Genomic DNA, 14,581 nt, shown 5'->3' with positions numbered 1-14,581 from the left:
CTCAGACCTCCAGGTAAGCCGGCAGCCGGACGTGCCGGCGACCAACGTCGAAGATCTGCGGATCGCGGCGCGCGGCCCACACCGCCAGGCCATGACCGACCAGCCAGACGGCGAGCCCGACGATCCACAGCCGCAAGCCCACCCCCAGGGCCGCGGCCAGGGTGCCGTTGACCAGGGCGATCGCGCGCGGGGCGCCGGCCAGCAGCATCGGTTCGGTCAGGGCCCGATGGACGGGCGCGGCGAACCCCATCGCGCGATCGCCGGCCATCAGACCAGCGCCCCGCCGCCGAAGCTGAAGAACGACAGGAAGAACGAGCTGGCGGCGAAGGCGATCGACAGGCCGAAGACGATCTGGATCAGCTTGCGCGAGCCACCCGAGGTCTCGCCGAAGGCCAGGGTCAGGCCCGTGACGATGATGATGATCACCGCGATGATCTTGGCGACCGGGCCTTCGATCGACTCCAGAATCTTCTGCAGCGGCTCCTCCCAGGGCATGGAGGAGCCGGCGGCCTTGGCCGATTGGGCGCTCAGCAGGGCGGCGATGGTGAGGGGCGCGACCAGGCCAAATTGGCCGAGACGGTCGAACATGGAGCCGGCGAGCAGGCGTGCGCGCAGGCGCGAGGGTTCTCGCGTGGACATCGAGGCAATCTCCGGGGGTTTTAGGGGCGGGATCTCAGGCGGGGCTGAGCTGGTAGGCGCCGTCGGGACTGAGCCCATCCAGGCGCGCGAGGTCCGCCAGGCGGCGCTGTCGGCCCCGCCCCTGCAGGACCGCGATCAGGTCGATGGTCTCGGCGATCAGGGCGCGCGGCACGGTGACCACCGCCTCCTGGATCAGTTGCTCGAGCCGAAGCAGCGCCCCTAGGGCCGAGCCGGCGTGCAGGGTGCCCACCCCGCCGGGATGGCCCGTGCCCCAGGCCTTGATCAGGTCGAGCGCTTCAGGACCCCGGACCTCGCCGATGACGATCCGGTCGGGCCGAAGACGCAAGGACGAGCGCACCAGGTCGGTGAGACTGGCCACCCCGTCGCGGGTGCGTAGGGCCACCTGGTTCTGCGCCGCGCACTGCAACTCGCGCAGATCCTCGGCGATGATCACCCGGTCGCCCGACGCGGCGACCTCGGCCAGCAAGGCGTTGACCAGGGTGGTCTTGCCGCTGGAGGTGGGTCCCACCACCAGAATGTTGGCGCGGATGGCCACCGCGTCGCGCAACACCCTGCCCTGCTCTTCTCTCATCACGCCGGCGCGGACATAGTCGGCCAGGGTGAAGACGAGGCTCGCGGGCTTGCGGATGGAGAAGGCCGGCGCGGCGACCAGCGGCGGCATCAGGCCCTCGACCCGCTCGCCGGTCCCGGGCAACTCGGCCGACAGCCGCGGCCGGCCGGCATGGATCTCGGCCTCGACGTGATGGGCCACCAAGCGAAGGATCCGCTCAGCGTCGGCCGGCCCGATCGTCAGCTCGGCGTCGACCAGGCCGACGTCGAACCGATCGACCCAGACCCGGCCATCGGGATTGAGCATGACCTCGGCCACGCCCGGATCCTCCAGTCGCGCCAGCAGCAGCGGCCCAAGCGCCGTACGCAGCATCTGGCGGCTGCGCTCGCGTCCGGTCTCGATTTGCGAAAGGTCCACGGCGGGTCCCCGTTGTTTACGGGGATGAGTAAGAAGACCCGGTTCTGACCGATCTCAACAGCCAAATCGGCCCGTCGTACCCTGGCGTAGAAAAACAGGGGAACGGCGGGCTTTCAGGATTTCAGGCGGTCGCGCCGGCAGCGGCGGCCCGCCCGTGCGCCGCGCCCCCTGGCCGCGATGGCTGGGCAAAACGCCATGCCTCGGCCAGAAGCGCCGCGGCGACCGCGGGATCGACCAGGGACAAGCGCGCAAGGATGATCCCCGCCTTACGCCGGCGCCCCGGCTCGGCGGACAGACCCCCGCCCAAGCCGAGCGCCCAAGCCTGGCGGCGCGGGTCGAGCTTGACCACCGCCCAACCCTTGGTCGGCCACCCCAGGGTCGCGAAGGCGCGACCGCCCACCCGAAATTGAAGGGTTTCGAATATCGGCTTGGACTGGACGCTGGGACCCAGACGAACAGCAAGGTCAGCAAAGTCTTCAGGGCTCATCGGATTCTCGCGGACGTCGGGCGATCCAAAACCGAGTCGCCGCGCCCACGCAAAGTCGAGCCAATCTTCGTCAAAGGCGGTCGTAGGCGATCCATCAGGTCTCGACGCCAGATGCAGAACCTCGCTCGGCTCCAGGGTCGGGACTTTCAGCCGCAGCGCGGCAAGTCAGACGACGCGCTCGCCCGCACTCGCTCCGTGGTGGAAACCGTCATCGGCCTGACTTTCACGATTGGACAGTTTGTCCACGACACCCCGACGAACAAAATCGGTAGGCTGCATGCGCTTTAGCAAAGTGATGCGCTCCAGCTTTCAGCGATTGTCTTGAGGTAACATTGTGACCTGGGTGGACTTTTTCCCCATAGTTTTCTTCCCGCTGAAGATCATAGTGCTGGGTGTTGGCATGTTCTTCTCCATCAAGTGGCATCGCGACCAAGACAAGAAGAAGCAAGAGGAAGCTGAACGACGCGCTGCTGAAGCGCGCCCCCAGACCCAAGAATAAAAACTGCGTTGATCACCGATCGAGTACAGTCGCGCGCCTGGCGTTGATGCACCTTTGGGCGCAGCGCTCGCCCACAGCGATCGCCCGGAGCAGCCCAAGGTCGCCGCTACCCTCCGTCGCCAGCGGATGCAGATGTCTTTCCTTGAAGGCTTTGCAGTTCCTCCAGGTATTCGGGATAGGTCTGGCGAAACAGCAGGAACGGATGGCTTTGCCCGAAGGCCCTGCCCCGCCAGTTCGGCGTCCACCCGGCTTGGACCAAATCCGACATCGCGAAGGTGAATTCCAGCGCTTCGGTGAAGAGGGTGACGACGCCATTGTCGTGGTAATCAAGCTTGGGTTTCCCGCCGTGAACGAAGAAGTTTCGGCAATCAATGGCGTGCTCCAACACCATCTGAAGCTTGGGAAAACAGGCCACGACCTCGCCGGGGATCAAACCGAGACGGTGGCGCACCTTGTGTTTGAGACTGCTCGTTCCCAGCCGACCAATCGCCCCGAGCAGGCTTTGCTTTTCATAGCTGTCCGGCAGTTGTTTCAGGCGTTGGCGCATCTCGAGCTTGGCGGCTTCAAGCTCGGGCGACAGGGTGACCTTTTCCGGCGCGGCGCTATCGGGAAGCAGATCGAACATGTTGGCCGCGCTGATGAGACGATCGGTCGAGAAGTCGCGCCCTCGCCTCCAAGCGCTATGGAACCGTGTCCGCGCCGACAGCCACGCCGCGTCCCGTGCGATCCAGTCCGCAGCCACCTTTTCGAATTCGTCAGCTCGCGCGATCGGATTCAAGGGTAGATCCGCCGCGTGTGGAGGCTCGACGGACTGACGATCTTGACCTGGCCTGAACGACCAATAGACCTCGAGCGGCGGAGCCGGTCCGCCGACCTGCGGATCCTGATCCGTAGTCTCGATGTACAGCCGCTCCAGATTTTGCTCGCGACCGGCGACGAGCGCCAGAAAGCGCAAAAGCACCAGAACGTCATCAAGGATGTTGTCGAACTGACGCGGCTGTCGCGGCGCCAAGGAGAGCACGACCGAGTTGGTCAGGTTGAAACCTCGGACTGACCCCATCGATCTTTGAAATCGATGATCCGCCGACAGCTCGCCAAGCACCGTGTTGAAGGCGATGATCTGGGTCTTGCCCGTGAAATACATCACTTCAGGATGCTCACCCAAGGGCACAGGGCGGTTCAAATCCTTGGTCTGCGCCTTGATAAGGTCGATGGCCAGAGCACGGGGCCCCTCGCCATAGACCGTCCCGAAAGCGTCGAAGTCGTTGAATACACGATGGGCGTCGTCGGTCTCCAGATGGACCCGCGTCACGCAGGGCGCGGAGGCATTGAGGTGTCGATTGCCGATGACGACATAATGGACGAACGCGTCAGTGAAGTAGTACCGCCGGCCGCTGTTCATACCGGTCCCACAAATCGGGGCCAGCAAACATCCCACCAGCGTGACGCTACGGCGATCGGCGAGCAGGCCGCGAACTAGTCCATCGGCCGCCGCGTCGGGCCGAAAATTTGCCTCGTCATGGAGATGAAGGCTTGTTTCGCCAGCGTGGAAATGGAGTTCGCCCGCGATCCACCGATCGCCGATCTGGAACGATCCCGAAACCGTCTTTCCTTCTAGATCAAGCATAGCTCCCTCAACAGGCATGACGGCGACCGCTGCTTAGCCTGAGCGGCCCCGCGCCCTCCTCCCCCTTCTTACCCGTGCCGAGGAACCTGGGGGACATGGACAGGCAAGCCAGCGACCTGGACCTTGGCCAGCCGGTCCAGACGGTCACCAAGATGAACATCCAGGAGGTCGAGCAGTCGCTCCACGATCGCCGCCACCTTGACCCGGTCGCGGATGAGCCGGTGATGGTAGGCGTCGTTGCGGGCGTTGCGGACCTTGTTGAACTGGTCGGAAAAGTTTGCGGACGTCAAAGGGAGCGGACCGCTCTGACTGAAGACGGGTTCAATATCTGTCCAGTGCGATGAGATCAGCCGACCCACATGGGTCAAGGTTCCGGCCTCCAAGAGGTCGTAGGTTCCTCGCAGTTGCCGCATCCCCGGGTCCTTAAGACCTTTGAGAAGATGGCTCAGCGCATCGATGACATCTCGTTTCGCAGGGCGGCCGCCGAGCGCAGGCACACTCTGGGGATCGCTTTTTGCCAGCAAGGCCTGGCGCACCGGATCCCACCATAGATCATCGCCGTAGACGGCGGTCAGGCGCGCGGCAGTGAAGGCCCTGTACGCGCTTTCGAACACGAAGAAGACAGGAAACATCTGAGCGATCTCGGCCAGGCGAGTGTCGTAAAGCGCCAGGACCGCTGCACGGACGTCCTTGGCCGGACCTAGGCGCGCCGCGATCGACTGGGCTTCAAGAAGCGCGGCCTTCATCAGCGCGTGGTTGGAACGGTAGAGGTCAGCCTCGAAGCGCTCCACCTCCAGCACCGGGCGCGTACCGCCGAGCCGGTAACGAAACGTGTCCAAAAGCAGCTGTTCTGCGGTTAGCGGCATAATGTCCTGTGAGTTGACTCTAGGGGGTCAGGGGACCAAATTAAGCGCACCTCGTCGGCGAAGCCCCTCTCTGGGACTGTGCTGCAGTAGATGCAGACGCTGACGGGGGCACCCTCCTATTCCTCGTTCGAAGCTCGGCGCCTTGCCGCCTTCGCCCGGAAGCGGGCTTCGAGGAGCGAATATTCGCTTTCGACATAAGCCGGATCGCTGACCTTCACGCCGAGTTCACGGCGCAGCTTCCGATTTGGGTCCCCGCGAAACGACAGCCAGTTGAAGCTCGTGAGCGCGACGAACTCGTCGTCCTTGATAAGCACCTTCTCATGGGTGTCGCCAAAGCGTCTCAGCTCGAAGTTCTGGTATTCGTCCGCGAGTTCCTGGAGTCCCCGCGGGATCGGCTTTGGGCTTTGCCGGCCATCCTCATCCAGCCCGTAACCGATGTGCAACCGCACGCCCTTTTCGAGCAGCTTGCGAACCAACGACAGCATGGCCGCGTCCATGACCACGGGCGTAATCCACGGGGAGATGATCATCACGCGTGTCGTGGCGTTCTCCAGGGCGTCCCGAAGCAGCGGCGGGTGGTCCAGGACCGCCAACCGCTGGATCTCTCCAGGCAAGGTCGAGCGGGGCAGGTGTAAGGTTTTCGAGGTCGATGGCTTGGTCGACGCATCCAGACTTTTGTTGAGCTGGTTGACCTTGCGGGCGAAAGCCGTAGCGCCGACGAGATCGGGCTTGGCGAATTCAGCCAGCAGACGCGTCTTTTTCGGCCCTTCAGCAAGCGCGAAGGCTCGGTTCTGATCATTGAGCATTTTCGTTTCGCTGGCGAACAGCAGTTCGATGTCATTTCCTTCCCGCGATCGGAACACCAGCGCCGTGGCCGGAAGATGCAGTCGCATGCGCCGCTCGATCGCCTTGATGGTGAGGAGGTCCTTCTTGCCCTCACCAGAGCGCTCTCGCGCCAAAAGTTTGGCGACCGCGGTCGTATCGATGTCGCCGACCTCAATGCGCGTAGGCGGCAATGACGGAATTTCCTGGTAGCCGAGTTCCTCGGGCTGCTTTCCCGACAGAAGTTGCTCGGCCGGCGGATCAATGGGCCGCCGCGTCAGCCCGTCGAAATAGACCGGGATCGTCTGCTGCTCGGGCTGAATGCGTTCGAGTGACGAGGCGGTCTTCTCTCCACGTCGGGTGAGCGCAAAACGGTCCGGACCGGATGCATCCCCGTCCTTAAAGGCGATTTCTTCAGAGGTGTGGAGCGCCTTCAGCGTCTCCTGAACCATCCGGACAGGAATACCCAAGCAGGCAGCGATCCGATCGGTGTCGTCGATGCCAAGCCGAATGGTTCGTAGCACGAACTCATAGATCGGCGGCAAAGGCGTGTGCAGCAGCAACGATGCGACCATGTAGATCTTGAACACCGGCAGGCAGACCTCGGTGAAGTCGATCAGCTCGAACCCTGGACGGTCGGCGTGGAAGCGAGCGGTTTCTTCTGGGGTCATGCCATGGTCTCCGTGCCGCAACCATCGGCCTTCTCGATCCAGGTGATGACTTCGCGGAAGGGATTGTCGCCATGCACACCACGGCAAAATTCCTTGTCGCCGACGATGATCAGCGCATCCCGGCCGCGTGACAGGGCAACGTTCAGGCGTGCGGCGTCCTTGAGGAAGCCAAGACGCCCATCGTCGTTTGAACGGGTGACGGAATAGATCGCGACATCGGCCTGACGACCTTGAAAAGCATCGACGGTGTTCAGCAGGATCTCAAGGTGAGTCCATTTCGGCGACTTGGGGTTTAGGGTTCGCTCGAGCTTGGCGCGCTGCTCGGCATAGCCGGTCAGAACCGCCACGCTGATCTTCCCTTTGGCCAAGGCACGGTCGCGTCTTGTGAACATCGTGTTGAGCGAGTTGAGCCGAGTGTTGATCAGCTCGCATTCCAGGCGGTTGGAGCAGCCGGAACCATCTTGAAGGGTCGTCTGCCCTCGGCTCGGATTTTGCGAGGTATCCATCCAGGTGACGGCGCTAGCTAAGGCAGGTGAGAAATTGCGATCCGGCTCTCCGCGCGCGCAATCGAGTCCCTGCTCGGGATAGAAGCAACCAGAGATCAGATCGCTGATGGGCTGGATCATCCGGCGTTGTGTCCGCAGGGCCAGGACGTTGCCCTTCGGCAGTCGACGTTCAAGATAGCTGAATAGCGACTCCGCCACCTCTTCGGGCCGCAGGTCGTACTTCTCCAACAGATCGGGATCCCGCAGCGCTTCATCTTGAAACGGCGGCAGTTGCTTGCTGTCGCCGACAAGCACCCACTTTTTCGCGCGCGCCAGAGGCACCAAGATTTCCGTCGCCGTCGCCTTGGACGCCTCGTCGACGATGCACAGGTCAAATTCCATTTCGCTTGTCGAGCGGGGGCCGGCGACGCCAAGACATGTCCCCGCCACGACGTGGGCCATCGACAGGAACGGCGCCTCGAAATGATCCTGACGGCCAAACCGGGCCGTCCATTCCGCGCCCAGCTCGATCAGGGGACGCAGGCGTTGGGCCTCGGGCGTGCCCAGGTAGAGGTCGATGGCGGCGACGAGGTCGGTCTCGTGCAGGATCGCAAGTTCAGCTTCGCCCTTGGAGGTCAGCTCCCGCTTGGTTTCATTTTGGACGAGGAGGACCGCTCGACGCTCCTCGGCCAACTGCGAGAGCACCAGTCGACGCGCATTGATGCTGCCGGCGACGTCCAGATCCTGACGCGGATTGACGCTGGCCCCTGCCCCTTTGGACTTGAGCTTGGCGTCGAGCGCTTGCTGTTCTTCCTTTGTCTGGTCATCCAAGCTGGACAGCCGCTTTTGCGCCGCGAGCAGCTTTTCGAGCAACATGCCGACCACCACCGTGTGACGATCAACCCCTTCTTCAATCGCACATTGCTCGGCGAAGGCCTCGACTTTGGTCGAGACGTCGGCGGTCCAAGCCTGCAGCCGCCTGGCCAGCCTCAAAGGCTCGACGGCGTCGGCGATACGCTCGTCATTCGTGCCCAGCCTGACGACCTCGAATTCGATCGAATCGCTCCCCCGCAGGTCCACCAGGCGCTCCAAGGCGTTGTCGATCGCGACATTGGTCTGCGAGCACAGCAGAATCCGCGCGGTGGGCTTTTCCTTGAGCGTCTGCAGGATGAGTTCGGCGACAAAGGTCGTCTTCCCCGTTCCCGGCGGCCCTCGTAGCAACATGATGTCGCTGGACCCCATGGCCGCATTCACGGCCTCCTTCTTGTCCCCGTCCAGGGAGCCTTGGAAAAAGGTCTCGATCGCCTTTGGCCTGATGGGCGCGGCCTTTTCCGGTTCGATGAGGACGTTGGCGAGGTGCGGGCGCACCACCGTCCCCTGACGGAAACTGTCTAGAGCGCGCTGCTGTCGCCTCAACGCCTCGCTGGCTGCGTAGACGTTAAAGACGATGTCTCCATTTGGCTTGAGAAGTCCGGCGTCGCCCGAGCTCGTGAAGAAAGTGGCCTTGTGGCCCTCGACGGACTCCACATGGCCCGACAGAAACGTGCCATCCTGCAGCCTGATCTGGCGGCTTTCCTGCAGGACGTCCTCAGGCACGGTTCCCGTGACATGGAAGACGATCCTGCGACCGTCGGCCTTGAAGCTCGAGTAGCGGATCGGGCGCTCGCGGGACGCCTCGACATCCTGTCTGGCCTGGAGAATTCTGGACCAAGCCCCGAACAGACGATGCTCTTCAACGTCATCGTCTGTCTGGTCGTAGAGGTGGTCGATGATCAGCTGCTGCAGTACGTCGATGCAGCGGCGATCGGCCTGCACGCCCAGAGACGTGAAGCGAAAATCGATACGCGGCACCAGCGCAGTCTCTCTTAGACGTTCGAGAAGCCCGGTGGGCAAAGAGCGGACCGCGTGGATGACGAGGCGATCCATGGATCGTTCGTCACGCTTGACGTGGTACGACTTGGTCAGCCCCATCAGGGTCAATTCCGATGTCGGATCGGCCTCGTTGCTGAAGGTCCCATCGTGGCCGGGCTTGGGCTTGATGCCGCAGATGGCGTTCAGATCCTCAAGGATGGCCTGCTCCACCGCGCCGCGGTCGGAAAGCTCGAAGGCGCGCGCGATCTGGTCGGCCCGGTGGTGCGCCAACGCCAGCTGACATGACAGAGCAGCCGGCGGCGTCTTGGCGGCCTGGTTCACCCGCTCGATCCGATCGAGCAGATCGCCTGCGGTGGCGGGCCGTTCGTCCGGGTCCTCGGAAAGCGCGCTGCAGAGCACGGTTCGAATGGCCGGCGGGAAGCGTTCGCTGGTGGATGCGAAGCGACCGACCGCATCGTATGAGGTGAGCTCCTCCTCCGACGCGTACCAGCAGAACAACGCCGCGAGCGAAAACACATCGCGGCTCAGCGTGCCCGAGCCATCGTCGACTTCCGGTGGCGTAAAGGGCGGACTGACAAATTCGCGCAGCGTCTGTTCGGTCCGCATGAACCGCCGCAATTTCGCAACGCCAAAGTCGGCGACGCGCGGCGCGCCGTCCGCGCCGAAAAGGATATTCCGGGGGGCGAGATCGCGGTGAGCGATGTCGCGTGAATGGGCGTGCGCAACAGCGTTGCATATGGGGCTGCCAATGCTGGCCCAGAAGCTGCTCCACTCAAACGGACCTGCAGCGCGCTTGTGCTTGATGAGGTCCGACACCATCCATTCGAGCGTGATGTAGCGCACATGATCGGGCGTGATGCCTGACCCACGCATTTCCACGATGCTCGGGTGCCGAAGCTCGGTGAGCGCCTCGGTTTCTCGGCGGAAGGCTTCTTCCAGAAAGTCGTTCTGATCGACCGAAGCGGTGAGCGCCTTGATCGCGACGATCGAACCATCAGCGAGGGAAACGGCTTTATAGACCCTGGCCGTCCGGCCCGCCTCACAGGGAACATCCAAAAGGGCGTAACCCTGCACCGTCGGACGACTTTGTTCTGCCCCCATGTCTCCCCCGCAGCGATTTGGATCGCGTTAGCTGTACTTTGGAGCAGTTCGCGCCGGCGTAGCAAGACGGATACGTGACATTGGGCCTTTCACATCACGGCCGGCGGCCGCTTGGGCCCTTCACCCGCCCTCATTTGCAGGCCGCTCGTCGAGCACCTCCGCGCGCAGCAGCCGGCCCGACGCCAGCCGTCGCGACAACGCCTCCAGAAACCCCGCGTAACGCTCCTGGCCCTTGGCGTTCTGCGCCTTCTGGTCGCCAGCGCTCAGGCTCGGTGTCGCGGTCAGCCAGGCCTTTACGAAAAGCGCGACGGCCTCGTTGGAAATCGTCACGTCGCGCTCCAGGCGCTCCAGCGCCCGGCCAATTCGATCCAGCCTTCGGACCAGGGCGGCTTCGGACGCTTCGGCCCCGTCGGGCGACAGGTAGCTGGCGACCGCGGCCTGGACGATTTCGGACTTCGATCGCCGCGTACGGCGCGAGGCCTCGTCCAGGGCGAGCGACAAATCCCGGGCGAGGAAGACTTTGGTCTGGATCTTCATCGCCGGCTCACAGGGGAATGCCGTCATCGGGGTCGAGAGCCGCGATGCGGGCGGCGGCGCGGAACCGCCTGGCCTGCTCGACCTGGGCGATGTCGTCCGCGTCGAGCTCCGGCTCCAAGATTTGCTCCTCGACCGGCTGTGGCGCCACGCTCTCGGCGGGAGCATCCAGTTCAGGCTCGATGCGCAAGCCGCCCTCATCCAGGTCGCTGGCCGCTCCCGAAGGCGCCCCCTTCCCTGGCGCGACGATCGTCGTCCATCCCGAGGCTGACGATGCGAGCCGGGCCGGCTGGGCCGGCGGCTTTTCCACCCTTCCGGCCAGGTCACGGTCGAGATAGTAGCGGACCTTGGTCGCGCGCACGGGCGGAACACCGGAGACCTGGATCAACGCCTCGTCCGCCGGAAGCTGCATCACCTCGCCTGGCGTCAGCAGCGGCCGCGCCGTTTCCTGACGGCTGACCATCATGTGGCCGAGCCACGGGGAAAGACGATGACCGGCATAGTTCTTCATCGCCCTCATCTCTGTGGCCGTGCCCAGACTGTCGCTGATGCGGCGCGCGGTGCGCTCGTCATTGGTCGAAAACGCGACGCGCACATGGCAGTTATCGAGGATGGAGTTGTTCTCCCCGTAGGCCTTGGCGATCTGGTTCAAGCTTTGCGCAATAAGGAAAGCCTTGATCCGGTAGCCGGCCATGAAGGCCATCGCCTGCTCGAAAAAGTCTAGCCGCCCGAGCGCGGGAAACTCGTCGAGCATCAGCAACAGCCGCGGCCTGTGACGTGCGCTCTCAAGCCCTTCGGTCAGGCGCCGGCCGATCTGATTGAGGATCAGCCGGATCAGCGGCCTGGTGCGGCTGATGTCGGACGGCGGGACGACGAGATAGAGGGTCACCGGCCGGCCCGGAACGACGAGGTCGTCGATCCTCCAGTCACATCGCGAAGTCACTGCCGAGACGATCGGATCGCGATAGAGACCCAGGAACGACATGGCCGTCGAGAGCACGCCCGACCGCTCGTTCTCGCTCTTGTTGAGCAGCTCCCGCGCCGCGGAGGCGACCACGGGGTGGACGGCGTCGCCGAGATGGCGCGTGGCCATCATCGCCCTCAGCGTCGCCTCGATTGTCCGCTTGGGGTCGGCCAGGAAATTGGCCACGCCGGCAAGGGTCTTGTCCGATTCGGCGTAGAGGACGTGAAGGATCGCCCCCACCAGCAGGCTGTGGCTGGTCTTATCCCAGTGCGACCGGCGCTCTAGCGCCCCGTCCGGATCCACTAGGATGTCGGCGATATTTTGCACATCCCTCACCTCGGTCGGGCCAGGACGTACTTCGAGGAGCGGATTGTAGGCGCTGGACGCCGGGTTGGTCGGATCAAACAGGAGCACCGCCCCGATCCCCGACCGGCAGGCGGCCGTCAGCTGCCAGTTCTCGCCCTTGATGTCGTGAACCACCGCAGAGCCTGGCCAGGTCAACAAGGTCGGCACCACCAGGCCAACGCCCTTGCCCGACCGCGTCGGGGCAAAGCACAGGACATGCTCGGGACCATCGTGGCGCAGATAGTGATCCTTCAGCCGGCCCAGTACGACGCCGTCGGGATCAAGCAGGCCCGCCGCCCTCGCCTCCTCCTGCGTCGCCCAGCGGGCCGAGCCGTAAGTCGTCACTTTCTTGGCCTCGCGCGCTCGCCAGATCGACATGCCGATCGCCGCGGCGACGGCGACCAAGGCGCCGCCGGCCGCCATGAATGCGCCGCGCGCGAACACATCGGGCGCATAGGCCTCGTAGATGAACCACCAGACGAAGAAGGCCGGCGGCGGATAGATCGGCCAGCCGCCCAGCCGAAACCACGGCGGCCCCAGCTGCGGCTGAAAGCCAAGCCGCCAGGCCGTCCACTCGGTCGCCAGCCACACGCCGGCCAGGGCCAGGAGGCACACCACCAGGATCTGGCCCCAGAGAACTTTCGTACCGCTCATGTCAGGATCTCGCTCTTCAACGCCCGATCCCCCGCTTGCGCCCCAGGGCCCAGTCGATGCCGCCGCCCTGGCTGACGACGCCCCTCACCTCTTGGCCTAGCCGCTCCTCAAGCCCCCGGGTCCACGGCACCAACTGGAACCCGAGCCCGTCCTCGATCATCGCAAAGCGGCCTGACACCAGATCGAGACGCCGCTGGTAGACGCCGGAGATCTGGTCGCCAGCCTTGGCCTGGTTCCAGGTCCCGCCGGTCTCGGTGGCGATATTGTCGGCGACGCGAGCCAGCTCCTGGGCGCGAAGGCCCGCGACGAGCCCCGCCCGCGGTCGCCCAAGACGGTCGGCCAAGCCCGTGGCCTGCAAGTGCGCCCGGCGCCGCTCGATGGCGTCCTTCACCTCGCGCCCGAACCCAGCCTCGGCCAGCGCCGCCGAATCGCGGACGACGAGCTGACGATCAAGCCAGGTCGCGCCCGACGCGCCGATCTGCCGATCAAGCGAAAGATCCGAGCGGTGGAGGAGATCGAGCGTCGGCTTCTCGCCGGCGACCTGCCGCGTGCGCACTTCGACAATCCCGCCGATCGGGGTATCGCCCGTCGCGCCCAGATCGCGGAAACGGAAGTGATGCAGCCGCCCGTCTAGGCCATCGACCACCGCGTAGGCCCGGCCGCTGTGCTCGTCGTGCAGGCCCCGGTCAACCAGGCGCCCCACGATCGGCGCCTCCAGGGTTTCGGCCTGGATCCGCAGGTCGGCCAGGTCGCGATCGGCCTCGCGGATCGACCGGTGCAGGGTCTTGATGATGTCGCCACGTTCGCCAAGCGCCCGTAGTTGCGGTTCCAGATCATCGGCCAAGCGCCAACGGCCGGCCTGCTCCTGCGCCAAGCCCAAGCGCTGCAGATGTTGAACCCGGCCGATCAGGCGCGGCGATACGCGCTCGCCCCCATCGGCGGGCGGTCGAAGGTCGATCACCCCCTCTGGCCCGGCGCGGTCACGAAGGCTCCGGTCCAAGCTGGTCCACCGCTCGGCCTGGACCTCTCGATCAAGGCTCGCGGCGATCTCCTCGGGGGTGCGCGGTCCAAGCTCCAGCGAGACCAAGGCCTGGGCCCGCTCGCGCAGGCCCTTGGTCATGTAGTCGGGATCGATGACGAGATCGCGGCCATCCTCGGCGACGCCGCGGATCAGCACGTGGACATGGGGATGGTCGGTATTCCAGTGATCGACGGCCACCCAATCGAGACGCGTCCCCAGGTCCTTCTCGGCCAGGGCCATCAGGTCGCGCGTCGTGGCCCGCAAGTCATCGAGCGCGCCGGCGTCCTCGGGCGAAACGATGAAACGGAAATGATGGCGGTCGTCGTGGCAGCGCTCGGCGAAGGCGGCGTGGTCGGCCGCTCCGTCACGGTCGAACATTTCGGCCTGGGCGCCGTCACGGCTCACGCCCTCGCGTCGCAGGTAGCGGATGTGCATCGCCATGGGTGCGGCCCGATACCGGCTGCCCTGGTGGCGAACGATCCTGGCCTTGACGACCACGCGCCGAGAGCCGCCCCGGCTTCGCGCGGCCGCGTCGCGTCCCCTACCCGATCGACGGCGGCCGCTACGCCCCTTCAGGTCCAGCGCGCCCTGACCGCTTTTCCGCGCGGCGCCCAGGACTTCCTGAACGAAACCGCGCTGGCGCGGCAAGGCGCCGGCCCCTTGGTCGCCGATCCGGCCCAGGCGCAGGAAAAACTCGTTCTCATCGCTCAACGGGACCTCCCAAGGGTGAAGGTCCCGGGCAAGCCGTTGATCAAACGAGGAAAACTTGAAAATCCGGGACCTGACCTCGTGGCGAGGTCCCGGAAATTCTTCAACACCATCAAGGCCATGGACCCAAAAGGTCCCGGCCCTTTAATCTCGCCATCTTCCCCTGCCCTGTGTTTGCGTTCGGTTGTTGCACTCTTGTTCTCCTTCCATGAGGCGAACCATGTCGGGCTCCTGATTATCGAGGGAGGTCGGCCGTGGCGTCGAAGCGCTACCAAAACCGAGGACTGCGGACCTATTG

The 14,581-nt window shown here is 64.5% G+C and carries 13 protein-coding genes; 2 read left to right on the top strand and 11 right to left on the bottom strand.

Annotated features, from left to right (window positions below; all coding sequences use genetic code 11):
• Position 1: 1 nt before the first annotated feature.
• The 4 genes from ABDW31_RS13505 to ABDW31_RS13490 all read right to left on the bottom strand — a co-directional run bounded on the left by ABDW31_RS13505 (position 2) and on the right by ABDW31_RS13490 (position 2,114).
• Positions 2-268, bottom strand: a complete 267-nt coding sequence (locus tag ABDW31_RS13505; protein WP_343698947.1) for a VirB3 family type IV secretion system protein — start codon at positions 266-268, stop codon at positions 2-4.
• Positions 268-588: a TrbC/VirB2 family protein gene (locus ABDW31_RS13500; protein WP_343699084.1), complete on the bottom strand. Its 321-nt coding sequence runs from the start codon at positions 586-588 to the stop codon at positions 268-270. Before ABDW31_RS13500 ends, ABDW31_RS13505 begins: the two co-directional genes overlap by 1 nt.
• Positions 589-673: 85 nt before the next feature.
• Complete coding sequence (trbB, locus tag ABDW31_RS13495; protein WP_343699083.1) at positions 674-1,582, bottom strand: P-type conjugative transfer ATPase TrbB; 909 nt, start codon at positions 1,580-1,582, stop codon at positions 674-676.
• A gap of 166 nt (positions 1,583-1,748) precedes the next feature.
• Positions 1,749-2,114: a hypothetical protein gene (locus ABDW31_RS13490; protein WP_343698946.1), complete on the bottom strand. Its 366-nt coding sequence runs from the start codon at positions 2,112-2,114 to the stop codon at positions 1,749-1,751.
• 334 nt (positions 2,115-2,448) lie between these two features.
• Between ABDW31_RS13490 and ABDW31_RS13485 the strand changes: the two genes are divergently transcribed.
• A complete protein-coding gene (locus ABDW31_RS13485) occupies positions 2,449-2,613 on the top strand; it encodes a hypothetical protein (RefSeq protein WP_343698945.1) in 165 nt (54 codons plus the stop codon).
• A gap of 106 nt (positions 2,614-2,719) precedes the next feature.
• On the opposite strand, the gene ABDW31_RS13480 is transcribed toward ABDW31_RS13485, so the two are convergent.
• The 7 genes from ABDW31_RS13480 to ABDW31_RS13450 all read right to left on the bottom strand — a co-directional run bounded on the left by ABDW31_RS13480 (position 2,720) and on the right by ABDW31_RS13450 (position 14,073).
• Positions 2,720-4,240 carry a HEPN domain-containing protein gene (locus tag ABDW31_RS13480; protein ID WP_343698944.1) on the bottom strand — a complete coding sequence of 507 codons (1,521 nt, stop codon included), beginning with the start codon at positions 4,238-4,240 and terminating at the stop codon, positions 2,720-2,722.
• A gap of 68 nt (positions 4,241-4,308) precedes the next feature.
• Positions 4,309-5,106, bottom strand: coding sequence for a hypothetical protein (locus ABDW31_RS13475; RefSeq protein WP_343698943.1), 798 nt, complete (start codon positions 5,104-5,106; stop codon positions 4,309-4,311).
• A 116-nt stretch (positions 5,107-5,222) separates the two neighbouring features.
• Complete coding sequence (locus tag ABDW31_RS13470) at positions 5,223-6,599, bottom strand: hypothetical protein (protein ID WP_343698942.1); 1,377 nt, start codon at positions 6,597-6,599, stop codon at positions 5,223-5,225.
• Positions 6,596-10,057 carry an AAA domain-containing protein gene (locus ABDW31_RS13465; protein ID WP_343698941.1) on the bottom strand — a complete coding sequence of 1,154 codons (3,462 nt, stop codon included), beginning with the start codon at positions 10,055-10,057 and terminating at the stop codon, positions 6,596-6,598. The genes ABDW31_RS13470 and ABDW31_RS13465 overlap by 4 nt, the downstream gene beginning before the upstream one ends.
• A 120-nt stretch (positions 10,058-10,177) precedes the next feature.
• Entirely contained in the window at positions 10,178-10,594 is a 417-nt protein-coding gene (locus ABDW31_RS13460; RefSeq protein ID WP_343698940.1) for a CopG family transcriptional regulator, read from the bottom strand.
• Positions 10,595-10,601: 7 nt separating this feature from the next.
• Positions 10,602-12,554: a conjugal transfer protein TraG gene (locus ABDW31_RS13455; protein ID WP_343698939.1), complete on the bottom strand. Its 1,953-nt coding sequence runs from the start codon at positions 12,552-12,554 to the stop codon at positions 10,602-10,604.
• Between the two features lie 16 nt (positions 12,555-12,570).
• Positions 12,571-14,073 (bottom strand): DUF3363 domain-containing protein, encoded by a 1,503-nt coding sequence (locus ABDW31_RS13450; protein WP_343698938.1) that lies wholly within the window; start codon positions 14,071-14,073, stop codon positions 12,571-12,573.
• Positions 14,074-14,235: 162 nt separating this feature from the next.
• Here ABDW31_RS13450 and ABDW31_RS13445 point away from each other — a divergent pair.
• Positions 14,236-14,581, top strand: a 346-nt coding sequence (locus ABDW31_RS13445; protein WP_343698937.1) for a hypothetical protein, incomplete at its 3' end; no start/stop codon positions are given.

Origin of the sequence: Caulobacter sp., from assembly GCF_039596335.1 — a bacterium.
GTDB lineage: Bacteria > Pseudomonadota > Alphaproteobacteria > Caulobacterales > Caulobacteraceae > Caulobacter.
This window is presented reverse-complemented; position numbering and strand designations above follow the sequence as displayed.